19 protein-coding genes and 1 pseudogene are annotated in these 24,663 nt (G+C 53.8%); 8 read left to right on the forward strand and 12 right to left on the reverse strand.

Features of this window, described 5'->3' with window-relative positions; all coding sequences use genetic code 11:
• Positions 1-61: 61 nt before the first annotated feature.
• Positions 62-1,152, forward strand: a pseudogene (locus ACQY7R_RS09700) (IS3 family transposase); the annotation flags it as partial.
• Between the two features lie 1,727 nt (positions 1,153-2,879).
• Here the strand turns inward: ACQY7R_RS09700 and ACQY7R_RS09705 are convergent.
• A complete protein-coding gene (locus tag ACQY7R_RS09705; RefSeq protein WP_428305402.1) occupies positions 2,880-3,959 on the reverse strand; it encodes a hypothetical protein in 1,080 nt (359 codons plus the stop codon).
• 422 nt (positions 3,960-4,381) lie between these two features.
• On the opposite strand from ACQY7R_RS09705, the gene ACQY7R_RS09710 reads away from it, so the two are divergent.
• The 4 genes from ACQY7R_RS09710 to ACQY7R_RS09725 all read left to right on the forward strand — a co-directional run bounded on the left by ACQY7R_RS09710 (position 4,382) and on the right by ACQY7R_RS09725 (position 7,897).
• Positions 4,382-4,939, forward strand: a complete 558-nt coding sequence (locus tag ACQY7R_RS09710; RefSeq protein ID WP_428305403.1) for a M15 family metallopeptidase — start codon at positions 4,382-4,384, stop codon at positions 4,937-4,939.
• 55 nt (positions 4,940-4,994) lie between these two features.
• A complete protein-coding gene (gene glf, locus ACQY7R_RS09715; RefSeq protein WP_428305404.1) occupies positions 4,995-6,107 on the forward strand; it encodes a UDP-galactopyranose mutase in 1,113 nt (370 codons plus the stop codon).
• Between the two features lie 43 nt (positions 6,108-6,150).
• Positions 6,151-7,023, forward strand: a complete 873-nt coding sequence (locus ACQY7R_RS09720; protein WP_428305405.1) for a glycosyl transferase family 90 — start codon at positions 6,151-6,153, stop codon at positions 7,021-7,023.
• Between the two features lie 70 nt (positions 7,024-7,093).
• On the forward strand, positions 7,094-7,897 hold the full coding sequence (locus tag ACQY7R_RS09725) for a DUF4422 domain-containing protein (protein WP_428305406.1): 804 nt from the start codon (positions 7,094-7,096) through the stop codon (positions 7,895-7,897).
• Positions 7,898-8,039: 142 nt separating this feature from the next.
• Here ACQY7R_RS09725 and ACQY7R_RS09730 read toward each other — a convergent pair whose 3' ends face one another.
• Together ACQY7R_RS09730 and ACQY7R_RS09735 are read right to left on the reverse strand one after the other, a co-directional pair.
• Positions 8,040-8,801, reverse strand: coding sequence for a polysaccharide pyruvyl transferase family protein (locus ACQY7R_RS09730; protein ID WP_428305407.1), 762 nt, complete (start codon positions 8,799-8,801; stop codon positions 8,040-8,042).
• Positions 8,802-8,868: 67 nt separating this feature from the next.
• Complete coding sequence (locus ACQY7R_RS09735; RefSeq protein ID WP_428305408.1) at positions 8,869-9,951, reverse strand: hypothetical protein; 1,083 nt, start codon at positions 9,949-9,951, stop codon at positions 8,869-8,871.
• A gap of 578 nt (positions 9,952-10,529) precedes the next feature.
• On the opposite strand from ACQY7R_RS09735, the gene ACQY7R_RS09740 reads away from it, so the two are divergent.
• Positions 10,530-12,638, forward strand: coding sequence for a class I SAM-dependent methyltransferase (locus ACQY7R_RS09740; RefSeq protein WP_428305409.1), 2,109 nt, complete (start codon positions 10,530-10,532; stop codon positions 12,636-12,638).
• A 33-nt stretch (positions 12,639-12,671) separates the two neighbouring features.
• Here the strand turns inward: ACQY7R_RS09740 and ACQY7R_RS09745 are convergent, their stop codons facing one another.
• Together ACQY7R_RS09745 and ACQY7R_RS09750 are read right to left on the reverse strand one after the other, a co-directional pair.
• Positions 12,672-13,799, reverse strand: a complete 1,128-nt coding sequence (locus tag ACQY7R_RS09745; RefSeq protein WP_428305410.1) for a hypothetical protein — start codon at positions 13,797-13,799, stop codon at positions 12,672-12,674.
• 264 nt (positions 13,800-14,063) lie between these two features.
• A complete protein-coding gene (locus ACQY7R_RS09750; RefSeq protein ID WP_428305411.1) occupies positions 14,064-14,237 on the reverse strand; it encodes a hypothetical protein in 174 nt (57 codons plus the stop codon).
• A 365-nt stretch (positions 14,238-14,602) separates the two neighbouring features.
• Between ACQY7R_RS09750 and ACQY7R_RS09755 the strand changes: the two genes are divergently transcribed.
• A complete protein-coding gene (locus ACQY7R_RS09755) occupies positions 14,603-15,583 on the forward strand; it encodes a tyrosine-type recombinase/integrase (RefSeq protein ID WP_428305412.1) in 981 nt (326 codons plus the stop codon).
• A 348-nt stretch (positions 15,584-15,931) separates the two neighbouring features.
• On the forward strand, positions 15,932-16,657 hold the full coding sequence (locus tag ACQY7R_RS09760) for a carbonic anhydrase family protein (protein WP_428305413.1): 726 nt from the start codon (positions 15,932-15,934) through the stop codon (positions 16,655-16,657).
• A gap of 97 nt (positions 16,658-16,754) precedes the next feature.
• On the opposite strand, the gene ACQY7R_RS09765 is transcribed toward ACQY7R_RS09760, so the two are convergent.
• The 7 genes from ACQY7R_RS09765 to ACQY7R_RS09795 form a co-directional block, all read right to left on the reverse strand.
• The gene (locus tag ACQY7R_RS09765; RefSeq protein ID WP_428305414.1) at positions 16,755-17,663 is read right to left on the reverse strand and encodes a zinc ribbon domain-containing protein; all 909 of its coding nucleotides are present in this window, start codon (positions 17,661-17,663) and stop codon (positions 16,755-16,757) included.
• 26 nt (positions 17,664-17,689) lie between these two features.
• Complete coding sequence (locus ACQY7R_RS09770; RefSeq protein ID WP_428305415.1) at positions 17,690-18,328, reverse strand: zinc ribbon domain-containing protein; 639 nt, start codon at positions 18,326-18,328, stop codon at positions 17,690-17,692.
• Between the two features lie 143 nt (positions 18,329-18,471).
• Complete coding sequence (locus ACQY7R_RS09775) at positions 18,472-20,172, reverse strand: type IV secretory system conjugative DNA transfer family protein (protein WP_428305416.1); 1,701 nt, start codon at positions 20,170-20,172, stop codon at positions 18,472-18,474.
• A 40-nt stretch (positions 20,173-20,212) separates the two neighbouring features.
• Positions 20,213-20,464: a hypothetical protein gene (locus tag ACQY7R_RS09780; RefSeq protein ID WP_428305417.1), complete on the reverse strand. Its 252-nt coding sequence runs from the start codon at positions 20,462-20,464 to the stop codon at positions 20,213-20,215.
• Positions 20,465-20,694: 230 nt separating this feature from the next.
• Positions 20,695-21,321, reverse strand: coding sequence for a hypothetical protein (locus tag ACQY7R_RS09785; RefSeq protein WP_428305418.1), 627 nt, complete (start codon positions 21,319-21,321; stop codon positions 20,695-20,697).
• Positions 21,305-24,076: a MobF family relaxase gene (mobF, locus tag ACQY7R_RS09790; RefSeq protein WP_428305419.1), complete on the reverse strand. Its 2,772-nt coding sequence runs from the start codon at positions 24,074-24,076 to the stop codon at positions 21,305-21,307. The genes ACQY7R_RS09785 and mobF overlap by 17 nt, the downstream gene beginning before the upstream one ends.
• Positions 24,077-24,088: 12 nt before the next feature.
• The gene (locus ACQY7R_RS09795; protein ID WP_428305420.1) at positions 24,089-24,403 is read right to left on the reverse strand and encodes a hypothetical protein; all 315 of its coding nucleotides are present in this window, start codon (positions 24,401-24,403) and stop codon (positions 24,089-24,091) included.
• Between the last annotated feature and the right edge of the window lie 260 nt (positions 24,404-24,663).

A 24,663-nucleotide genomic window follows, 5' to 3' on the forward strand; every position in this document is an offset into this window, starting at 1 on the left:
CGATTTCCTGATCCATGCGTCATGAAGGTCGAATCAGCCCTTGGGGCGAGGAGACCCGCAGATGAGTACGAAACGTCGTCGTCGTCATTCGCCGGAGCAGATTGTTCGTAAGTTGCGTGACGCGGATGCGATGCTGACCGCTGGGAAGGATTTGTCGGCAGGGCTGCAATCGCTCGAAGTGAGCGAGTCGACGCTGGAGCGTTGGCGCCTGCAGTACGGGGGCATGAAGTCAGAGGAGGCGGTCCGGCTGAAGAAGTTGGAAGACGAGAACGCTCGCCTGAAGCGTTTAGTGGCCGACCAAGCCCTCGACATTCAGATGCTGAAGCACATCACGGAGGGAAACTGGGGAGCCCTTCCCGGAAGCGTGAGGCGGTCGTTGAGTTGCGTTCACAGTTCAAGACGTCCGAGCGAAGGGCCTGTCGAGTCCTGAGTCAGCCTCGTTCTAGTCAGCGGCGTCAGAGCCGCCCGCGCGACGACGAAGCAGCGCTGCTGAAGCGAATTCGCGAGTTGGTGCGCGAGCGTCCACGGTTCGGCTATCGCCGGATCGGGGTGCTATTGCGAGCGGAAGGTTATCGAGCCAGTGCGACGCGGATGCTGCGACTATGGCGACAAGAAGGGCTGAAAGTGCCGCAGAAGAAGCGAAAACGCCGGCGATTAGGCACGAGTGCCAATGGCCTCGTCCACAAGCGTGCGGAGGCGAAAGACCCCGTCTGGACGTGGGACTTCGTGTTCGACCGGACCACCGCCGGGAGTCCGCTGAAGTGGCTGTCAATCGTGGACGAGTACACACGGGAACGCCTGACCTTGAAAGTAGATCGCAGCATCACCAGCGAAGACGTCATCGATACGCTCGCCGAGCTGTTGGCGATGCGGGGCGTGCCGCAGCACATTCGCAGCGACAACGGACCCGAGTTCATCGCTCACGCTGTGCGGAAGTGGCTCGCCCAGGTCGGCGTCGAGACGCTCTACGTCGAGCCGGGCAGCCCCTGGGAAAACGGCTACGTCGAGAGCTTCCACAGTCGATTGCGCGATGAGTTCTTGGCTGTGGAGGAGTTCACGAGTTTGGCTGCGGCGAGGAAGCTCACCGCAGCTTGGAAAGATGACTACAACCATCGTCGGCCGCACGGTTCGCTGGGGTACGTCGCCCCGGCCGTGTTCGCCGACCGCTGCACTGCTTCCGCTCCGGAGAGGACTTCGGCTACGCCTCAGCCCTCTCCTCGGCTCCAGCAGTGCAGAGAAGTCACCCTAACCGAAACCTTCATAGCGGGTGGCACAGGAATTTGAGGCTGGTCACTCTCACGCTTACCCCTAGTCGCAAAATACGCGCGCTCATGGTCAATCAAACTGCTGCAAGACGAATTCCATTAAGCTTTCGACTACGCACTTTGATTATCCTAGTAAGTATTGTATGCGCAGCGCTTAGCTGGTTAGGAATTGAATATCGACGCGCCCGCCATGAAAATCAACTCATTGCCGCGGCTATTAGAACTGGCGGCGAGGTCTACTATGACCAGGCCATATGGCCATACGCTGAAAGCGACGGTTCTGACGGTTATTTTCGGCAGCGTTTGCGACGCATAGCCGGGAACAGTCTGTTCGGCAGGGTTAAAGATGTACGATTCGGACCGTCTACACTACTCGCGGATTTAAGGCAACTTAGTAAAGCACATTCGGTTAGAGCCATTGGCTTTAATCGGATGAACGTCACGTCTGATCACATCACTGAGTTATCGCACATTGACGGGTGGAGTCGACTTTATCTCTTTAAATGCAACATCGATTCCGATGCGTACGCATCGATTGGCCGTTTGACGCAGCTCCGGTCGCTTTGGATAGTTCCACCAACTATGAGCGCACCGCCATTGGAGTTCCTAAAGAATCTGACGAATCTAGAAGACTTATTGATCGATGCAGCGTTCGTAGACCTCTGTGAAGTCTCCCGACTCGTACCTGTGTTAAATATAAAGTCAATGAGACTCGCGGCCTCTAGTTTTGCAAATGGGCTAACCTGCATTCATAAATTCGAGAATCTGCGTAATCTTTCGCTTGAAGCCACTGGCATTTCGGGGAAGGACCTACCGGACTTGGCAACCCTTCAGTTATTGGAAAGGTTATGGCTCAACGACACTAACATCGGGGATGAAGATCTAGCGCCGCTTGAGAAACTCCAGCGACTTAAGTCATTAGATCTTTCGCGGACGCGTGTAACCCCGCAAGGTGTTGAACGACTTGAAGCTGCTCTTCCCGGATGCCATGTCTACACCGAAGAGGTCTCGAATTAATACTGCGATAGCCCACGACTTTCGGACAGTGGCGGGGGCCGGATAATGGTCTCTGAGGAGGTCCGAAAGATGGAAGCGAACGAGCAGAAGGATGCCCGCCGTCGTGGTCGATCGTATGACGAGTCCTTCACACTCGAACTAGATGGCGCCTATTCATCGATGTGCGGGTCGGCGAGGCTTGCCGACGATGCTGGGCAAATGGAAGAGTGCATAACTGTATTGCCCGACGGAAGAGTGATAAACGGAAGAGTGACAATAGGTGGCCTAATTCGATCTGCAGTTCCGCCGGTGAACGTCCAATGCGAAGATCAGTGCCGCCCCCCGGCATAGCAATCCACTTCAAATATTGTCCGTCGGAATTGAAAGCGACCAGTCGTTTCTACCGCCAATCCTGACCGAATTGCGCAGTTTACTTATTTGATTTTCAGGCTGGCCAGCAAGATTGCTGCGTGCAGCCGTCCTAAAAGCGGAGGGGCTTCGCATGTGTCATTTAGATGAGTAGTCACGCTGCATGCTCTATTCGCTTGATTAAACACTGGCAGTCTTTCGTTTCACACATACCGCTTCTACCGGTCATTACGAAACAAGTTTCTCCAGCTAAAGCGAGCTTCCACTCTTGGCGGCATAATCGACAAGTTCTCGCCAGTAGAAGTTGGGGGAACCGGTGCCGCGAGCGTGCATGCGTGCAATGAAATCTCCCCTAAGCTTGCGATATGATGAATAGTCAAATACGGCGGAATACTCGCCCTGAAGTCCCAGGAGTTCAAGCGCAAGCATGGTAAGCATACATTTGAAGCACGAGGAGCAATTACGCGCCTCGCGTGTCACCATCGTGCAAACATTTAAATGAGTATGAGTCATATCCCAGGACGCAATGCGTTGAGTTTTTTCAACTCGCGAAAATTGAGCTCCGTCGTGGACGACTTCCATTCGGTCTGATGACAGAAGCTGATCACACAACGAATTGGAACCGTCAGGGCACAGGTCTCGGTAACTATTGGTGGAAGCCATCAAGTACGATCCCACGTATCCTTCAAGGGAAAGCACGCAGCTAACAGTCCGGGCTGCGTGCGAATCCTCGAACGGAACAGTAACAATTTCATTGACATTTGAACAAATGACGATGAGGGGTAGCCCGATCAGCTTCGCTGCAGACTCAACCCTTCGCAGCCTAGCTTTAAATAATTCCTCTGCAACATGCCCCCTCCCGTGGGATCCGGCGTCTACGAAGAACAGACAGGTCAGCTTTCGCTCTGGCTGCTGGCACCGATACGACCAGTCCATTAGCGTGCTTAAAGAGTCAACACCGCACGACAACCCCATTGCCCTGTGCGACACAGTCGAGGATGGAATGCTCGCCGTCGGAATCGACTCTGCGTGGATCTCCACGACATTTAGTGAGCGGTACAGTGACTTCATCGCATGCATGTAGTAACGAAGGTTGCGAAGCAGCTTCGCTGAGACGGGAGCTTCGCAGGTAATAGCTTCATTGCAACGCATCGCCTCGAGCAAGAGTGCCACGAGACCTGCATTGTTTGTCGCGTAACTAGCATGGGGCGCGTAAGCGTCAGGAATCTCGTGCCACAAGCTTATCAGTCTGTCGCCAAGCTGAACTGGCGTGACAACCCTGAAGGTGCCGGCGATCCCTTGTTCAAGGTATGGGCGGTAGAGTTTCATAGGTGCCCGCTCGATGAAACTGAATGAGTGCGTCGGAGTGAGCAGCAAGTGTTTGCAGATGGTTTGCCTTCGGTAGCAAGCCCTGAAGGCGCGGCTTACGGTCATGGCGGTTCGTATCGCGCCACGGCCATTACTGAGTGCCGTGGAGCCTTGCCTGCGATGCCGCAGTGAGCTCCGAGGCGGCCGCCATCGTCCTCGAAACGGTGAGCGTCATGCAACGCCAAATTCCTGTGGCATATGCGATTTTTCTTGAGAAGCTGACGCTCCATGGTATGATCGGCGTGCTCGCCATTTACAGATGCACTTCGCCGCATTTCCGAGCTGCTGCAGCACTTAATTCGTGCAGCAGCCGCTGAGCGGGATGGTCACGCCTTATGGAAATTTCTCTGCTCTGCCTAAGCGACTTACCCAGGAGCACTTCGGTGGTCGACTGTAACTTTACTCGCGATGAGGCCTTCCAAGGAGTCAGGGCTGACTGCCCGGAGGAGATCATCGCGAGACAGGAGCTGTTAAAGGTTGAATACTATTCCTTTGATGGAAAGTTGCATCGCGGGCAGGTTGTGATCGACCGCGATTTAACTAGGGATGTTTCGATTGTTTTTGGAATTGCCCGCGATCATCGCTTTCCGATCCATTCCGCGATCCCGATGGCTCATCCCTCTTTCTTGCGAAATGGCCAGTGGGATGATTGTCTGTCGATGGAGGCGAACAATTCTTCGGCATTCAACTATCGTGAAATTGACGGAACCGACGTGCTTTCATACCACGCATGGGGGCGTGCGATAGACATTAACCCACTACTGAATCCCTACGTAAGAGGGAGAGAAGTCAGCCCGCGCGGGGGGACTTACGACGAAAAAGTTCCCGGCACGCTCCTAGCGAGCCACCCCATTGTGAAGGCGTTCACAGAATTGGGATGGACGTGGGGCGGAGCTTGGCAGCACGCGAAGGATTATCAGCATTTCGAAAAATCGATTTGAGCATCATGCGGTATGAGTGCTTTCACGTTTCAAGCGACTAAAATGTCAGCATGAGATGGCTGCCCCCAAATACGATTTTGTCGTTGTCGGCGCCGGATTGTACGGCAGTACGTTCGCGTGGTGCGCACGCGAGGCCGGTGCGACCTGCTTGGTAGTCGATCGGCGCAACCATATAGGCGGCAACTGCTACACCCGTGACTCCGACGGTATTACCATTCATCAGTACGGTCCGCACATCTTTCACACCAATAACGAGCGCGTTTGGCGCTTCATTAATCTGTTCTCGACATTTTCGCCATATCGGCACCGCGCGATGTCCCTTGCTAAGGGGCGGCTATATTCGCTTCCATTCACCTTACAGACGCTCTACGAGATTTACGGCGAGGTGGAGCCGGAATCGCTGAAGGCACGGCTTGATGACGATCGGATCGAGTTACATCGTCAGCCGCATAATCTAGAGGAGTATGCGCTCGCAACGTTGGGCAAGTCAGTTTACGAAAAGCTGGTTCGGGGATTCACCTGGAAGCAATGGGGGCGACATCCCCGTGAACTTCCCGCCTCAATACTCGCGAGACTTCCCGTTCGCGAGACTTTTAGTACCGATTACTTTACGGATCGCTTTCAAGGAGTTCCCTGCGGTGGCTACACGCCTCTGATCATGCGCATGCTGGATGGCATCGAGGTTCAATTAAGCGTGGACTTTATCAAGGAGAAGTCGCGGTTTACGTCACTAGCGAAAACCGTACTTTACACGGGTGCTCTCGATGCGCTGTTCGAGAACTGCCATGGGCGGCTCGACTGGCGCTATGTAAATCTAGAGCACGAACGTATCCCGCGCAAGAACGTCCAAGGAGCAGCTGTTTTGAATTTCGCAGACGTCGACATTCCATGGACGCGTCGCACGGAGCACAAGCATTTTTTAAGTGACGCGAGCGAAGTCACGTGGGTGACGCGCGAATCGACGGCAAGCGAAGGATCGGAGCCAGCGTACCCGATCGAGACCGACGCGAATCGACAATTGCATTCGAAATATCGAAAGATGGCATTAGAAAAAGGGTATCTTATTGGCGGGAGATTGGCTTCCTACCGTTACTTTGACATGCACCAAGTAATCTCGGCCGCACTGAGTGCCTCCCAAAAGCATTTTCGCTCAGTGTCATCGGCCTAGTGATGACCGCGCCCTAGATCCTCACAGAATGTGAGCTAGCCAAATGGACGCCCAGTTCGGCACCACCTCTGCTGATTATTGCGTGCATTCGGATGAATTACGAATTACGCCGCACGATGGCTATGCAACGCGTACAAAAACTGTCGCTGACATGCTGCGGATAGCATTCTCGGAATTCGAGCGTCCATTTCCGAATTCGTTTCGCTTGGTCGTTCACAGCACGGACAAAGCCCCTGAGTTGCTGCCAACGAACGCCAGCAACGAGGTTCATGCTTGCTGTACTGTCCGCACTGATACGAGTCGCGTAATTCCTGTGCCAGACTACATTTTTATGAATTGGGAGGAGGTGGGCATTTTCGACTATGACGAAATGTGCCTAGAAATCACTCAGTCCTCGCGGCGTCCCGTTCAAGTCCCAAAAGCGTTCTGGATTGGCGCCGCTACAACGAATCGATGGCGGCAACGGTTGCTGGAAATCGCCAAGGAGAATCCTGATCTTATTGAGGCAATCGGCATGCAATGGCATCGCTTGCCAGGGGAGACTCGCTCGAGACCCGCGGGAGTCTTCAAAAGCCTGCCGGATCACTGCGATTATCGCTACCTGATCGACATCGAAGGGTACGGCTACTCAGGGCGTTTGAAAATGTTGTTCTTCTCAGGGCGCCCCGTATTTGTTCAGGATCGCTCCGATGTTGAATACTGGCACGGCGGCCTTGTTCCTTTCGTTAACTTCATTCCCGTAGCTCAAGACCTATCCGACCTAGTTGAAAAAATCGAATGGGCCAATCGAAATTCAAGTCAATGCGCCGAGATCGCAGCTAATGCCATGAAATTCGCTGAAACGTCGCTGACACGGTCCGCAGCCATTCGATTTCTCGTGTCGCAGTTGCGTCGCTACTTGATTCAGGGTGGTTAACTCGCTCGTGCAATTCCGTGTCGAGCAGCAGATTGGATCACCGTGCGTCTTCAGGGGGGGGAATGCGAAGATGATTAGACCTCAGAGGCAGGCAATTATCACTGTCTGCTACCATCTCCCGTACCCGACCATCTCTACGCCTTTCGTCTGGCCAGTACACGGAGGTCGGGCGTCGAGTGGATCGTTGATCGCGGGGACAGTTGGAGACGATTCTGGGGATTCGATCTCATCCAAAAACGATTGGTACTGTGAACTCACGCCAATGTACTGGGCGTGGCGAAACCATCCCGCGGATTTTTACGGGGTGATGCACTACCGACGATTTCTTAACCTACTCGAGCCGATTGGGAGAAGCGATTTTATCGGTGATCGATCACTCGCTATTGAGTCACTCGGTCTCGACGAGCATACGGTGCTCGATACGATGGCACGCCACGACATTGTGGTACCTGTCAAAACAAACCTGCAAGCAGCGGGTATGGGGCAAAGTGTAGCCAGCCAGTACGAATCAGTTCACTTCGCATCCGATTTAAAGCTATGTCGCGATGCAATCGCGTCGATATCGCCGGAATACATTGCCGCGTATGATGAAGTCATGCACGGGCACGAGGCTTGTTTTTACAATATGTTCATCATGCGGGCATGTCTATTTAATCAGTACTGCACATGGCTCTTCGGGCTGTTGTTCTCCATTGAGACTGCCATGAACCTTTCGACGCGTGATCGCTACCAGCAGAGGGCTCCAGCCTTTCTATCAGAGCGCCTGCTTAACGTATTTCTAAATCATCGCAGTAAATGCGGCTCGCTATCCTGCTTTGAGCGACAGGTTGTTCGTGTTACCGAAGCTGGGCACTTTACTGCCCTCGTCGACTGACTCGCGCCGTCCAGTCCTCTGGTTGGCCTACAAATAGCCGCGATTCACAGTCGAGTCAGCCAAGTGTGCAAGAAAAGTTCATGCTTGTTACGTGGTGTTAATTCGCGCAACCAATCGGAGAGCCTAAAGGCCGAGATCAGCTTCACTCGATTGTCGTAGAGATCTTCTGCAGTGTGACGTGAAGCGAATCTGCAATGCTCGGAATTCGAGGCGATGGCTGGCGGCAAAGCTGTGTTAGATGCGAAAGAGAATCGTTTTCACTTATGGCGCAAGGAATCGCATTAATGTCCATCGCAGAATAGTAATCTCTGAACTTGAACCCTTCACCGCACACATTGTTGCTTAGCACGACCCAACGGTTGGAGACGCCAATCGCATCGGCCGCCACTAATCCGTGCAGTGAAGATGATAGAAGGCACTCGCACCGCGAAATCTCTTCGACAACAAGCAGGGGATCTAAGCGCACATCAATTATCCGAACGTCGCGGGGGTAGCGAGCCTGGATCGCATGGATACGCGGATCGCTCTGATCCACGTAGTGGGGGAGAATGCCAAGAGGCCAGTGAATTGAGCGGCCCTCGATCGGCCACCGCGAAATGAGCAAGCCCGGATCTCCCAGCGGAATCTCATTGGTTGCTGACACTCGCTCCCGCGTAAGTCTTCCCCGGAGCGCGGAGATTGTTGCCTTGGAAAATCTCTTTCTCGTCCCTTCCATCATACAGCCTGCTCCGAAAATAATTCCCGAGTAGTGCTCTGGGATCATTTCCAGCACGCTGCCAACGCACACGATTTGCGCTGTATCAGGCTCAGTTCTCTCAGGGGTCAAGCCGTACTCTCGGAGGAAAATCTCAGTAAGCCGGTCTCCAAAATTCTGCTCCGGGTACCAGTAAGCGCGTATCTTCATGCGTCGTTAGACCTCACTGTATGACTCCGCCCAGCAGCTCGCTGAGTTGCATGGACGCGACATCACACTATTCATCTAATCGATATCCATGTGTGGCGGCGAATTCGACGATCTCGCGCCAATAGAAATTTGGAGACGCCGTTCCAAGCTGCCGCATCCGCTCGACGAACTGTCGTTTTGATTCCTTGAATTTGGAATAGTCGAACGCTCTGCGATACTCTTCTCGATACCCCAGCATATCGAAAGTCAACATAGCTCTCGCACACTTGTTGCAGGCAGAACAGTTCCGAGCCTCTGGCGTTTCCATGGTGCATACGTTGAGATGGTCGTACGTCAGCTTCCACGATGCAATTCGTTGACATTTCTCAATTCGCGAGTACTGGGCGCCGTCGTGCACCACCTCAACTAATTCTGATGAAAGCAGATGGTCGGCGAGCGGCGTTGAGCCGTCAGGGCAGAGGTCTAGATAGCGATTAGTCGAAGGAACTAGGTACGTTGTGATGAATCCTTGCAGCGGCATCACGCAGCTGATTGTCCGGGCTACATGCGTATGCTCGAACGGCAAGTCTCCAAATAGGTGAACATTCGAGCGAACAGTGGTCACCGGTAAGCCAAGCTGCGCCGCGACTGCCTCGACTTTGGTCTTCCTTTCCTGGAAGAGATATTCTGCAGCGTCCCCCGATCCATGAGATCCTGCATCAGCGAAGAATAGGCGGGTAACTGCAAACTCAGGTTGCCTGCATGCGTGATGCCAGTCGAGCAGTGAGCAAAACGAGTCCACTCCGCACGAAAAACCCATCGCTCGCTCCGAAGCGGCGCTCGCTTGGCGGTTTCTCGGCAAGGAGTCCGCCTGGATCTCCACAATGTTTAGGGACGGGTACAGCGACCGCATGGCATGCATGTAATATCGCAGGTTCCTCAACAGCGTTGAGGAAATCGGCGCCTCGCACCAAATTGGTTCATTACACCGCATCGCTTCCAGGAGAACGGCAGTCAGTCCGGAATCGTTCGTCGTGCAATCGATGTACGGTGCTAGCTCGTACGCGAACTGGTGCCACAGTTCTTGCTGCTGCCCTTGACGCTTAATGCGTGTGATGAGGCGAATTTCACCTGGACCGAGTTCGACTAAGAACGGCCTATAGAGTTTCATCGCGCCTTCAAGGACAAACCATCGATCGTAGCAGGCAAATTTCGCAGAGATTACGCAGCTCCGTCTGCTCACTGGGGCTTCGTGCATGCGTAACTATACAGAAGTTTGATTGCGTGTCGTAAGTCGAGAATGGGGAGAAGCCGTGCGCTGAGAAAGGCAACCCTGCAGCTCACGGTGTCGCAACAAATACGCTTTGGATACGCCGATACCGCAGCGATCTTCATGATTGAGTCATAGAGTTAAAATTTCTCCTACTTCATCGATTGACGTTGATCGCCGGCGTGGTCTCGTCACGCCGGAAGCGCCATCTACGCGGCCCAGCACTTAGTCGACAGGAGAGCCTCACCAGACCTTCGTCAGTTTGCCTCGCGGGTAAAATCGATCTCGCACCATATGGGTGCCAGCGAATCCCGCTACTTATCGGTGGGTGGGATGGCATTTATTGTTGAGCGGTGAGGGCGCTATGTTATTATTGCGATCTGAGGAAAGCATTGGCGCGACGTGGGAGGAGATCGACACGTCGCGTCTTAGCGGTCTTATGTGACATCGCTTTAACGCCACTGAAGGAAAAGTAGCTCATGCGATTTGCGATGGTGACGCTTTGGCATGGAGAGCAGTACAACGAACTCGCCGCGATTGTGAATCCCGCCAAGCAAGCGTATTGCGACCGCTACGGCTACGATTTCAAAGTGTTCGATCACCTACTGGATTCTTCTCGCCCAGCTTCTTGGAGTAAGATCCTTGCGGTAAAGGAAATCCTTGCGGAATATGACTGGGTGATTTGGACTGATGTCGACGCCATCTTGTGGGATCCCAGCATCGCCCTTCGTCAGTTGCTGCAGCACGAAGACAAAGATCTGGTGATTCAGCGCAACCACGATAACGTCAACGCGGGCGTTTTCTTTGTACGTAACTGTACATGGTCGAGGCGATTCCTGGATGCGATTTATGCGCGAGAAGATCTTACACACCACCACTGGTGGGAGCAGCAGGCAATCATTGAATCACTGGATGACCCCTTATGGGCCGATCGTTGCCATGTCTACCCGCATCTAACGCCCCAGCCGGGATTTCATGGCTACCATGCTTTTCGGAGCTGGAATAATTTGCTGCTGCATTTCGCCGGAATTCCAATGGGGGAGCGGGCCACTCTAATCGAACATTCGGTCCGCCTCGCCGCTTATCCACCGCACCTGCGTATCTTTAGTCGCCTGGAACTTCCAACGCTGTTCAATCGGTTAGGCTTGGTGAATGAGGGAGTTGAGGTGGGCGTCGGTCGCGGCGAATTTGCGCGCCAGCTGCTCGATACGTGGGAGGGGAGAAAGCTTCATCTCGTCGACGCGTGGCGCCACCTCTCACACTACCGAGATATCTGCAACCTCAGTGACGAAGATCACGAGATGGCGTACCGTGCCTGCTTGGGAGAACTTCATCCGCACATGGGCCGCTTCCGAGTGTGGCGAGAGTTGTCTATCGAAGCGGCCTCTCGATTTCATGACGAATCCCTCGACTTCGTACACTTAGACGCTAATCCCTCCTACCAATCAAGCGTTAGCGATTTGTCTCTATGGTGGCCCAAAGTTCGACCTGGAGGTATTCTTTGTGGTCATGACTTTCTTGACGGAGAATTACCTGAAGGAGACTTCGGAGTTGCGCGTGCGGTGTCAGAATTTGAGGCTCGTGCAGACGTGAAGGTAGCCGTCACGCCTGATGCGCACTGGCCGACGTGGTATATCATCAAACCGGAGAGAGAGCAGGGTGCTGCATGGATTCCTCAGCCCAGTCGTTCGGTCGATGGTTCTGCTATTGTCGGTGAGATTGAGAAGAGTTATCCAGTTTCGAGCAATGTTCGCTCACGGCTCATTGCCTTCTCAGTGATCTGTCGGACTTCCGGTTTGCTTCCGCACTTCCTTGAGCATTACCTTGCACAGGAGGTCGACGAGATACACCTGCTTATTGTCGGGGACTCTGTCCTGCAAACCATCGTCGAAGATTACATCGCACGCACTGGCCTGGCGCCTCGGCAAACCATTCACGCGCATGTCGCGAGCCAAGCCTACTCACCTTACGCCCATCAACTCATCGATCTCGAGGAGTCCTGCCTCGCCTCGTTCATCAACGGGGATGACTGGATTCTCAACGCCGACTTGGATGAGTTTGTCTGTTTCGGCGACAAAACAGCCCGACAGATCGTCGATCTCTGCAAGAAGGGGGGATTTCGTCGCGTTGAGGGCCTCGTCGTTGATCGCTTCGGCCCAGGTTTCAGCACTCCTCCCATTCCCCCCTGGCCAGAGAAACTGCAGCATGTGTTTCCGCTACGCGCGCCAGTGACGAAGGTCATTGCCGAGGGATGGGACAACAAAGTGATCCTAAGAAAGCCATCGGTAAGAGTCCTCAACGGGCACCACTATGCAATGGAGGAACGCGATGATGCTTACCCTCAAATGTTTACGATGGAGCATTTTAAATGGAGCGACGGGGTGCTTGAACATTTAGAGGTGAAGGCTCGCCATCTAGCCGAAGAGCAGCATCCAATCGGTATTGGAATCAAGGGGGAAACAGAGCGACTCATGACATTCCTTCAAGACGCGAGAAGCATGGAGTTTCATGAACTCCTCGGCAAGCACCGCCTGCCGCTCTATCGCGAGTATGGCCCTGACGAGAGCGCCATTCTCCAGTTCAAGTGACGATGAGGCTAGAAATTCGTTTTAACGACGCGGCTAGCGTATACCAAATCCACGAAGAATTTGCCGCTTCTCTTCGAGCACTTTCTCAGAGCGACCATTAAGGAGTTCCAGCAGCACATACTGATAATCCGTGAGCGGAGAATCGCTAACATCGCTCTTCAACGTGATCAACAAACGCGCAGCGTCTTTTCCTAGCTCCAATTGTTTCCAAAGTTCCTTTACCAGCCTACGTTTAGTTGCCGCGTTTCGGATGATCGACGGCATCTCGCTCTCATAGGAAATCTCCTCAGTCGGGAAGAACGCCCCGTCGACGTAATCGTCGTCGCGGAGTAGCCAGTCGGCGGCAATTAGAGTGTCGTAGGCGCTCGGCAGGATGGCTTTCTTTTTCCGCCTCTTCATCCAGTTTCTGTACCAGGTGTGCGAATTGGAGATTGCAGAAGTGTTGCGCCGCGTAGTTTTGAGGGCTCCAATGAGCGAACGAATTTCAGCAATATGCAACCGCAGAAGGTGTATTTGCTGATCAAGGTGCCGAAGGTCCTTCAACGTCGCCTCGACCGTGTGCACTGGCGACAGGAGTTTGAGGACATTGAGACGCATGGCGGGACTGCGATTCGACCAAAGCGATACGACGAAGCCGGTTCGCAGCCCAAAGTTCTCCGCATCGTCAGATAAACGGAGGTAGCTGACGATGTTGAGTTTTGGAAACCGTTTGAGCATTAAACGGCGAGTGAAGTTGGCTGCATCGTACCAACTCGCTCCAGCGTAAATGGCCGCGGGGAATAACATCGACCACGAGTAGGGAGCCAACCACTCGCTGAATAAGATTCGCTCGTCGTCGTCAACGGGGGTAACGTCGTGACCGCTCTTGCAAACTTCTAGAAATGCATCGACGGGTCTGTCATGGCGAACTTGAAAATTAACGTCTTCTCGCACAGCTCGAAGTATGTGAATAAAACGCTGATATTTTTCCGTCTGTTCGTCGGCTACACGAAACAACAAATCAACGTCCCGAGGCGAAGCATCGCCTCGGAAGAAGCTCCCAAAGCCGAGAATCTCTGTGACGTTAGCGGGGAGTCGCTGTTGAACAATCGCCGTTGCGAGGTCTTCGAGGCGGCCAAGCAAAATCTGCTGTCGATCGCTCAACAAAACGGCATCGGTCATGATGGCAGGAGCTAATAGGCGTGGACGAGATCACGACTTGCTTGGAAAGTTGGATGGCATGTACCGTAAGAAATCTTTGCTAGCGCCAATGTGCTAAGACTAGAAGTCGTTTAACCACCACGCGCAGCATAATTGAACGATGCTTACGCGTCGGTGGTCCACTTATGACGTACAACTCAGTAATGTCAAGCCGTGTTACTGCTCTGTTGGTTGGGTCATCAAACAGACGTCCTTCACCGGCCTGAAGCGGTGCACCCAGCAACATTACCAAATGGAAACCGTCTCGCGGCAAGCGTCTCCGACCATCATTGGTTGGAAAATACCACGGCGACGAGTCTCAAGCCCGTAAACTGCTTTTTTGTCGAGCTGCCGCTGCAGTGGAAAAATCAGGCAATCTAACTCCACAACGATCCTTTTGAAAAAAATCGGCGTCGCCATTCAGGCACTCTGGACCACCGTCGAAAGTCCTCGAACCTCATTGAAGTCATCGTTGTTAAGCATTTTGACTGTTCTCGAACACCGTCACACAACACCTCCAGCATTTTAGCAAGCGGACCGCTTGGAGCCTCGCGAACCGCGACTCGTTGCAATAAGGTCGAAAAAAATCTCGACAAACAGCCAACTATTATGATACATAACGTCCTTTATGTTGCTTAATTGGTGGAGGATAGGTAGCGAGTACGGCGACTTTAAAACCAAGTTCTAAACCCGCAATAGGGCAGGGCATTAGTCCCCAGATCTCGGGAGGCCGGAGCGAAGCACTACCTGCGGCGGTGCGGAAACCGGCTCCGCATGTCGGCGACGTGCCACTTATCGTTGCCGACATAGGCTCCAAAGCAAAGAAACGCTTCACCACATTCTTCACCGACGAGATTCGGAACCCAAACACTCGCGAAGCGTACTTCCGGGCCGCGTGTCAATTCTTCAGTTGGTGCGAGAACCACCGGCTGGCCGTCGAATCGATCGAATCGTACCACGTCTCGACCTACATCGAGGAATTGCTCAAGGACAAATCGAAGCCGACGGTCAAGCAGCACCTAGCGGCGCTGCGAATGCTGTTTGATTGGCTCGTCGTCGGCCAGGTCGTGCCGAATAACCCTGCTCACGCCGTCCGGGGCCCGAAACATGTGGTTCGCGAGGGTCTGACGCCAATTCTTGATACTGATGAAATGAAGGAACTTCTTGCCGCGATCGATATCCGTTCGGTAGTTGGCCTCCGTGACCGAGCACTCATCAGTGTGATGGCTGCCACCTTCGGCCGGGTCGACGCGGCAGTGGGCATGAACGTCACCGATTACTATCCCGAGGGCAAGCATTGGAAGGTGCGGCTGAGCGAAAAGAATGACAAAGTGATCACCATGCCGGTGCAGCACAAGCTGGAAAAGTATCTTGATGAATACATTGCTGCGGTCGGCGGTGTCGATGCCTTCCCTTTCGAGACGATCACCGATGAGCGGGATCGCACCAAAACCAAGAAGGCGAAGAATAAGCCTCTGTTCCTCACCACCCGCGGTCGCTCGGCCGTACTGACCGATAGACGGATGAGTCGCATTGATGCTTGGAGAATGGTGAAGCGCCGTGCCAGAAAGGCTGGCGTCAACATTGCCATCAGCAATCACAGCTTCCGCGGCGCTGGCATCACTAACTATCTAGAGAACGGCGGAGATTTGCTCGAAGCTCAACGCATGGCGGGTCATGCCGATCCGCGAACCACCCGCCTTTACGATCGCCGGCAGCAAGAGATTACGCGAGGCGAGGTCGAGAAGATAACCCTCTTAGGGTGAAAGTGGCTTTCCAATCGATGAAGCTACTAGAAGGCTGTCCGCGGGCTGAAACTCCCTGCAAGTACCGAGCGGACGACGAAGAAACCCCTCTTCCTCACCACGTGCGGCGAGGCAGAAGAAATCACCCTTCTCTAGGTGACAAGCATCTAGAAGGCGATTTCGCGGCCTGCTTTGCGATAGTATAAAGAGTCGGAATTGCCTCGGATCTCGCGTCAGAGGCCGTCTCTCGCGTTCGATTTTTCGCAGCTTCAGTGAAAAAATTGCTCGGATTGTGCTAAATTGAGGCCCGCTCTCTCTTCTTCCTGCAGCAATCGCGCTGATTGTCATTCCAAGCAAAGGATAACTGCGATGCAAAATCACAGCTGGGATTACGGGCACAACCTTCCTCCGCAACTGTGGCACCTCCTTAAAGGCAGCAAAGCAAACGGCCGTCGACAGTCACCGATCGCGATTGATTCTGCCGTCACAGTTGAGAATGCTCCTCCGCTGCCCAGCTTCAAACACTACAGAGCGGTAGCGCTCTCTGATTTCGTGTTCACATCGTCACACCTCGAAGTCGAGTCACCTTCGCCAACCGCCGGGGGATACGTTGAACACGAGGGCAATCAATACTTCTTTAGTAATTTCCATCTGCATACGCCGTCAGAGCACACGTTCGACGGGAAGTATTCTGCGATGGAAATTCATGTAGTTCACACCCACACAGTAACGCAAAAAAAATCCAAGAAGCTAGTCCTCGGAGTTCACGTCAACGTTGGAAAAGAGAATGCTGAGCTGGGAAAGCTAATCGAACTAATTGTGAACGACAAGGTGAGATATAGACCTGCGCATTTCGCTGAGAAAGTTGCGAAAAAAACCATCAATCCCAAGTCGCTATATCCGCAAGGTTCTAGTTACTTTTACTATATGGGGTCACTGACGACGCCTCCGTGCACGGAAGGCATTCCGTTCTTCTTGTTCGACACTCCAATTGAAGTGTCACAGGAGCAGTTAGAGAAAATTGAGGCCTATGCTCCCGGTGGCAACAACCGTCCAATTCAAGCCTTGAATGGGCGAAAGGTATGGCGTGGATAGCATTTCCCTTCACAGTAGAAGGGGCTAGCCGGGGAGTCCAGAGGGGCGGCAATGAGCGCCAGCTTGGTCTGCGTGAACGCAACGATCAACGACTCCCCTACTTCGCCAGCGAAGTTCCGCATCCGGGACAAAAGCGGTCACTAGCTTCTGCAGGCCTGTTGCAGGAGTGACACTGACGAATCTTGGGCGCACCGCAGGCGCCGCAAAAAAGATGATGCGGCTGCAGCGTGGCATGACATCGCGAGCAACTAGCGGAAGGCGCTGCAGCCGTCGGTTTCTCTACGGGCTCTTCGATGGAAGGCGGCTTCACTGGTGGAGCTGGTCTTCGTCCAGGGTCGATCGCCGCGTCTCGAAAGGCTACTTCGAGAGCACGGCGATTGAAGCTTTCTGAATTTTGAAAGCGTTTCGTAAAAGCTTTCGAAGCGGGCCCGAGATTCTCGATGAGCGGCACAACTACCTTGAGAATATCTTCCTCGCTTCTGTTCTCATCGAACCACGACTCATCGGGGACATGAAATGGCGTAGCGAAGCATTCGTCACAGCCTTTCATCGCTCGATAGAGCCTGGCAAAGCTTCTAGCCACGCAAACGCCTTCCCAGTCGACGTACGGGAGCGGTCTGCCGTTTGCCCGATGGAGTTGCAGATTGCGTTCGCACTCGCCTGCAAATCCCGTGAGCAAGGTCAGCACTTCGCCAGGATAGGATGCCTGATCTCCTTGAATCACCCAATAGCGATTCATCAATTGAGAGTTGTCGCACTCATCCGACAACACGAAAACGGGGTTACAAGCAATGAGCTTTACGGCAAACACAAACTCATTGATGGCTTCTTGGGAAACTCCGCTTCCCGCCTTCTGTGAAAACGTCAGTGCATGTACCGTCACCCTGGCTTGGCACTTTGGACAAGTGAACGTCTTACCGACGGACGAAAGCTTAGCCGACAGCTTTCCGTTGCAGCTTTCGCATCGAAAGATGAGTGTTTCCAGCCGTGACTTGGCGTCTGCCATTTTCTCCCCTGCAGTCACGTTCAAGACTAAGCGTTGGTTTGCTGGCCGCATCCCCCGCAGAAGCGGTTGCCGGCGACGAGTTCGGAACCGCATTGTGTGCAGTACTTGGTCTTCGCGCTTGCCGCCGCGTAGGATGTCGCCGTTTGTTGGCCGTGTCCTTGATCGGTGAATGGATCCGTGAACTGCGAGGCGACATGCGGGGGATACTGAGGCGGCGCATAGTGCCCATTCTGCTGTCCCCCTTGAGAAAAATGCTGATAGTGGGGCTGCTGGGGCATCGATCCGTAGGCGTAGCCGTACATGCCCATTGGCTTTGTGTTGTAGAGTTTCACATAGCCCATGCGGAATTCGTTCAGAATCATCCCAAATGGAAAGTAGACGATACGATAGCGTACTTCCTGGACCATCCCATGCGACACATTGATTCCAATTTGCTGCGTGCAGTTTCGCCGCCGCTTTTCGAGTAATCCCCGCACATAGAACTCAACCATATGAAATCCCGGCGTGACCGGAATCGCAGTCGGCGTCTTGAACGATACTTGGTGCTCGATGCCGTCAACTGTTGCGTAGTACTTCCAGAAATAAGGCCCGAAGCACAGTTGAATGACGTTAATCCAACTACCCATTTGAACTTCAATCGCTGCAGTTGCTTGTGGCTGTGACATTCATTGTCTCCCGAGAGCGGTTTCCAATCGATTGGGCGGAATAGATTTCCTGCAGTATCGTTTCATCACTAAGCTGTCATACCAACGTTAGCTAGGGGATGAGGAAGTGATCGAGGCCGGGCCATGCTTGCCTTTGCGCCGATCTATAGCGTGAATCGCCGCATCCCGCTTAATGGCCCCTCCTCCTCAAAGTGCGGTCCTTTCGGGCCGTCACTATTTGCCGGACTGCTCGGAAAGAGGATGCCGAATTGCCGCGCGTCGTTCTCTGACCAAGGCTGCAGCTCGTACCGCGATTGCGGCACTAGGCGGAAACTTTCGACTTGCCTGTTCTCAGTCGGCAGCAGTGGCCAGAGTTCCGGCGGCGCGTAGTGAGCCGTCCAGCAGCCTAGCGAGCCGTTCACGTAAACGCCGTGCATCCCGACGGTGTGGGGATTGGTCTCAGGAAGTCTATAAAAATGCTCGGGGGGGACGACGTCCTCGGTGTTGAGTCTGCCGTGTTGGTCTTCCAGAAACGATTCTCGCTTTCCAATGGACCTGCTCGCCCACTCTGCCGTTTCGGGGCTCTTCAGATGTAAGTAGAGACGATTGCCGCACTGCGAAATGAACGCATCCCCTCGCTCACGTCCGTAGGCCTCATAGAGCGCACCGATATCCTGAAATCCTAGAACCGAAACGCATCCTTTGCTTCTGCCACGAAAGACAAGACTATCAAGGCCACGTAGTTCCCCCGCCTCCGTTAACTCGTCGAAGAAGAGCCACGTTTGCCTGCCGCTATTCTCGGGCAGCGACAAAACCTCCTTCGACAACCGGTCGATAAACATGCTCGCCAAGCGATTGATCTCTGCCTTCGCCGGTTCGTAGTTGCCAAGCACGAGGATGGAAGATTCCCTGAGCCACTGCTTCACAGAGATTCTTCCTCTAGCCGATTCCCAGCAGGCGGCGATCGTCTTGTATTGACGTGTTTTGGCCACAATCGTTGAGAGCAAATTCCCTCTACCGCGTGAGCCAATTTGCGAGAGGATGGCTTGAACCGTTTCGTGCGCGTCGTGATCCTTTGCGGCGATCTGCTCTATCCGTTCAATTGATTGCATCACTAGCAGCAACTGCCGAAAGGTCCATCTTCCCGGCGACATTTTGAGAAAGACCTGCAGCACTGCCGCTAGAAGCGCTTGCGGAGCCTCCTCGAAGTATTTTTGAGTGGCATGGGGAGAGCTAGGAATGATGTACTCCGCAAACGTGTTCGCGATGGGAATACTGTCAATGTCTTGCGCCATATCCCACGCGACTCCCCGTTCGTCAAACGGGTTGAAGACATGCATCGGACATCGCAGTCCCATGCCGGCAAGACTTTGGAGACAGTCTTGCTTGGAATCATAGATCAGCGCCCTGCGACCTGTGGCGGGGTTGACCAATGGCAGTTGATCCTTCATCAACGTGCGAATCGCAAGCGTCTTGCCACTGCCGATATTCCCGACGATCAGAAAGTTTTTCTCGCTGTCTTTAGTCGGAATACGAACCTTACCCCATAGAATTCCCGGATCTCCCGGACAACTCCTCTCGCACAGTTCGTGAGCTTTGCGTCTCACTCTGTCATCCCGCTGGAGACGGTGTCCCTTGCGGCGACTGAGTCTTTCGTGGTTGAAGTAGTTGAGCGTGAAAAGAACAGCTGTGTACAGCGGCAGGCAGAGCGATAAGGCGCCGATGATCGGTCCGCCAAAAATGAAGGCTAAGATAACGAGAACTGTGCATATGAGCATTTCCCGAACAAGATGGGGAAGCAGCTCATAGAGTCCGTTCTGATAGTCGGCAATTCTTGCCTCAAGCCACCGAAAGGGACGCAACATGAATCCAGTCCTTGGCGTTGTCTTGACGGCCGCCTGCGCGTCAATTTTGTTCGTTGGAACCGACTGCCTTCTCCGTTCGCAAAACGTACTTGTAAATCTCGTCGTACAAACGGACGGTGTGCACGTAATCGATCATCCGCAAATGATTGTCCGTAAACTTATACATCAGCAGCATGGCCGCCATCACCTCGGCCGCCGCCGCCCGATCGTCAGCCTGCATGACGGGGATCGAAAGTCGTAAGGTCTGTCGGACGTTGTGCCGAATCGGATCCTTCACGAATAAACGGTCCAACGGGTGGACCCAGTTCGGACCAGCGTCAGCAGGTCTCTCGACTTTGAAATACGAAAAGTATTTTATAGGGTCAGTCGCACAAATTTCAATTGCAGGTATTTTCATTTTTATCCTCCATGATTAAATTCTTTCAGCACCCATCTCCGTTATGGATTAACCGCTGAGAGAGGTGATTTATCGTCGCTTCGCCCAATTAGGCGAAGCCTGCAAGCGACGATAAATCACGCCCTTCAATCGTCGTGCTCGGGAGGATCAATATCGCGGGCCGGAGATTGCTGAAGCGATTGACGCTGGGCTTGAAGAGCTGCCTGGCCGACTTGACGCTGATCGTCCAAGAATTCGTTACGGGCGGCTTGGGACATCTCCCCAAACTTTTGCTTGGCGGGTTCCGTTAGTTCAAGATACTCCGCTTTAGACTGCTCAATTTCTCGGGCGGCAACGAAACGTAAGTCTTCCCGAGGCATCCCCTCTTCGCTAGCGGCGAGGTCTTGCTCCCACTCGTTACGTATGATCTTGGAATAGCACGCGACCGCCTGATGAGGTGATATGTTGTGCTGGTCCAGAGGAATGTCGGCCTCAGCGGCGAATCGAGTAAGCGCCGCAGCAAATTCGATGCTTTGCCTTTCAAACGGCTGGGCCTGCCGTTGTTCGTTCACTTGCAGAAGCTCTTCCGCTGAAAGGCTGGCGAATTCACGATCCGACTGCTGTCGGATTTCTTTCCAGGAGGTGAACGCTTCGGGATCCCCTTTCTCAACCAAAGACGCTGTATGGGCGCCGATCAGTTCTTCGAAGAAAACTGGAGCAGCGACGCGAAGCGAGATTTCATCTTCAGTGAGTGTCCTAGGGCTCGACGACATGAGTGGTCTCCTGTTCGTGGGTTTGCAGTTTTCGGAGATAGTTCGACGCAAGCGATTCCGACGCGGAACACTTCATCTGCTCGACCAGTGGCGAGCGGGCTGGAGCATCAGCGGCACGCTGGCTTGATAGAAGGGCAGGGGGGCGATGTTTTGCGGCGAGTTCAGTGAGTGGAGCGCCAGCTTGCTCCGCAGTGGCGTAAAGATAGAGGTTCGCTTGGTGGCGGCTCGCCTGAACATAGGAGAGCTCCCGGTTTGTCATGCCGCCGCCGAGCAGGACATAGCTGTTGGCGACTGTTTGCCCCTGCCCCAAATGGGTCGTCATCGCATAGTCGAGTGATAACCCCCGATACGGGGCGAGTTGAGGATTCAAACACTCCAGCGGAACAACGACGATTCCCTGTCGTCGCGAGAGACGTTCCGTTCTCTCGCCGATTGCCGCGTTGAGCATCTGCTTGGCATGATGCTTCACCCCATCCAAAAAGCGTTCCCGCAGCGATGCCTCATCTGCATCTAGCGCAACGGAAACGTACTTTCCAGTAAATCCTTCCTTGACGGCTAATATCGTGCCTTGCTCCCCCTTACGAATTCCCAGCGCGCGGGCGGACGCGTCGAATCTGACCTGATCGCCAACCATGAACAACTGTTCTCGATAGGAGACTCGTTCGGAAGCATCAAGGGCCCCAGCCTGGACCCTCTCCCACTGACAGAGTTGGTTCAGTCGTTGCACCTCCGCCCGGGTCGCGGCAAAGATGCGATGCTCAGACGGCTCAATGGCGCCGCCGTGTCGTCGCCAGTCAGAAACCAATGCTTCTTCGACCTGACTCTTGTCGGGTCCAACGAAGAACTGTCCCTTTTTGGCGTAATGGCGCAAAGCGGCTTCGGGATCACCGGCCACAATATCGGTAACGGCGTGTTGATCCGCGATATCGCGTTGGCGGCGAATCTTAGTTAGCGACGCTCCCTCTAGTTCGTTCACCAGAAACTCGAACGCGCCAGGGCGCTCGATGGCCGCTAATTGGCGATGGTCGCCGACGGCGAGAAGGCTTCCTCCTTGTTCGACGACCGCCCTGGCAAGCAGTTGAAAATCACGAACGCCAACCATTCCGGCTTCATCGACAATCAGCACCGTCTTGTGATCAATGGTGAGTTTGGGAAAGGCCCACGTTTCCTGTCCTTTCGCCGCTCGCCACAATTGGGACGCGTGGTGTTTCCAAACGGTACTGGCATCGGGATAAAGTTGGTATTCTCTGGCTCGAATGGTGGAGGATTCAATTCCGGCGTTTTCTTGAAGCGCACGTGCGGCGACTCCGGCAAGTGCCGCGCCGATCACTCGATAGCCTTCACTCTCCAAGGCTTCTTTGGCGGCTGCGAGCATTTGAGTTTTGCCCGTTCCGGCGAAGCCCGAGATGCATTTGACGCTTTCCTTGCCTTGGGCGATGTAGCGCACTGCTTCTTGCTGTTCAACATCTAGGAGGAATTGTTCTTTACCCTCCCCGCGCGGTCGCCCTAGCACGCTTTCGATCATGGAATTGGAGACTCCGCGAAAACGGCGCTCCCGCAACTGCTGCACGTTCTGACAGAATTCGCCCTCAAGCTGAAGCACTTCACGCGTCGTCCAAACGGCTTGCCCATCGCGAGCCCCAAGGGAGACGAACCGATCAGGCGACAAGACAAGGTTCTCAGCAACTCTTCCCGCAACATACTCAGCAGGCAGGCAATGCTCTTGAGCGATTTCCAAAGTGGTCCTGATGAGGTCGCTCTGCGTAAAGGAGCTTTTGTTGTCGGTGACAATTGCGACTGCTTCAGCCAAGACTGCTTGAAACCGTTTATCCACTTCCGGTAACGAAAGCTTCTGCGTTTGAGTGGCGAGTTGTTCCGGTTCAAATCCGAGTTCTCGTCCCTCTGCTTTCCAGCGGGCGTGCAGCTCACTTCTCGGCGGCACGATGGTTTTTGGTTCGCGCGTTCCTAAAGCGGCGAAGGCGGCGGCGCTGGCGGATTCCAGGCCGCGTTCATTGAGTTCCTTGAGGATTGCCTCACGTCGTTTGGAGAAGTGAGCAAGAATCTTTGCGCTGATCCCCGTGACTTCAAACCAAGCAACTTTTCCGTAACGAGATCTGGGGCGCTCCAGGTCGAGGCCGAGCCGTTCCCGGATCTGACTGGCAAGCTCACACCGATAAAAAGCTCCCACGAGCATTTTGGACTGGTAGATGGGACTAGAGAGAATTGAACGGGCTACGCCGTTGTCATCGATTCCTAGGTTCAGCACCAAAGCATGCGTATGAAGCTGCATGTCGAAGGCTCGCGAACAGCTATGTTCAAAGAGTGCAACGACGAGATTGGCGGGAATGCGTTCTGCTCCCGCTTTGCCGATTCGCGAGAAGGCCCGATGACGTTCGAGGTAGTTGATCGCCGCTGCGACAGCTTTTTGGTGGGCGATCTGAATCTCTTCCTGCCGCCGCTGATCAAGTTGGCTCCAGAGAAAGCTAACCGACTTGGGAGCGCTAAACGTCAAATCCCAACCGCTTTGCCGATTACTCTTCCCGGCATTTTGAACGAGCGGAATTCCCTCAGACGAAAAACCTTCAAACAGGCGAGAAAGTTCGTTTTTCGTAACAATGCCGGACAGCCCGAGCGCCTTCGCGCCGCTGCCATCCCAGCGTCCTTCCGGCTCTCCTCCTGTTAGGTAGTAATCTTCTCTGGCGAGATTCGTGTAGTAGTCGCTCTGTCCGGCTTTCATCGCCCCGATCGAGAGCATATCCGCGGACCTTTACGCGTCAGGTTCAGATTTCTTGAGCATCACACGGTCAATGAATTCGACCGCTTTGTCTGGGGTCATCTTGCCTGCTGTGACGAGCAAAGCGTTTGTTGAAGTCAGGTGCTCTTCGCGAAGCAGGCTCAGATCATGCCGTATGGCCAACAATAAACTCTTCGCTGTTTCGGCAAAACTATTCGTCAATCCTTCGATCACCAATCTCTTGGCATACTCCCCTCGGCTAACGCCGAGCAAATCGGCACAGCGTGAAAGCTGTTTTACCATGTCGTGGTCGAGTCGAAAGCTGACGGTCTCGCTCTTTCCGGTCATGTAAACGCCCCAACTGATGGAGAATTAGGAGTTTATGCAATGAGAAATTTTTATTGTAAACATTCTGCGGACGCAATAAGAGTTTGAGACCGTTGAAGATCGATTGAATCATACACCTTGCCGTCTGCACCGTGGTGCATCAGGTGTGAATCTCCTCTCCCTACATACCCATCAATCGTCGCGCTTGCCAATCGTACTCGAATGCTAATGCTGTACTAAGAGGACAGTCAAGAAGCAACGATGCAGTGCGAGATACAACA

This window comes from Lacipirellula sp., from assembly GCF_965279485.1.
Taxonomy (GTDB): Bacteria; Planctomycetota; Planctomycetia; order Pirellulales; family Lacipirellulaceae; genus Lacipirellula.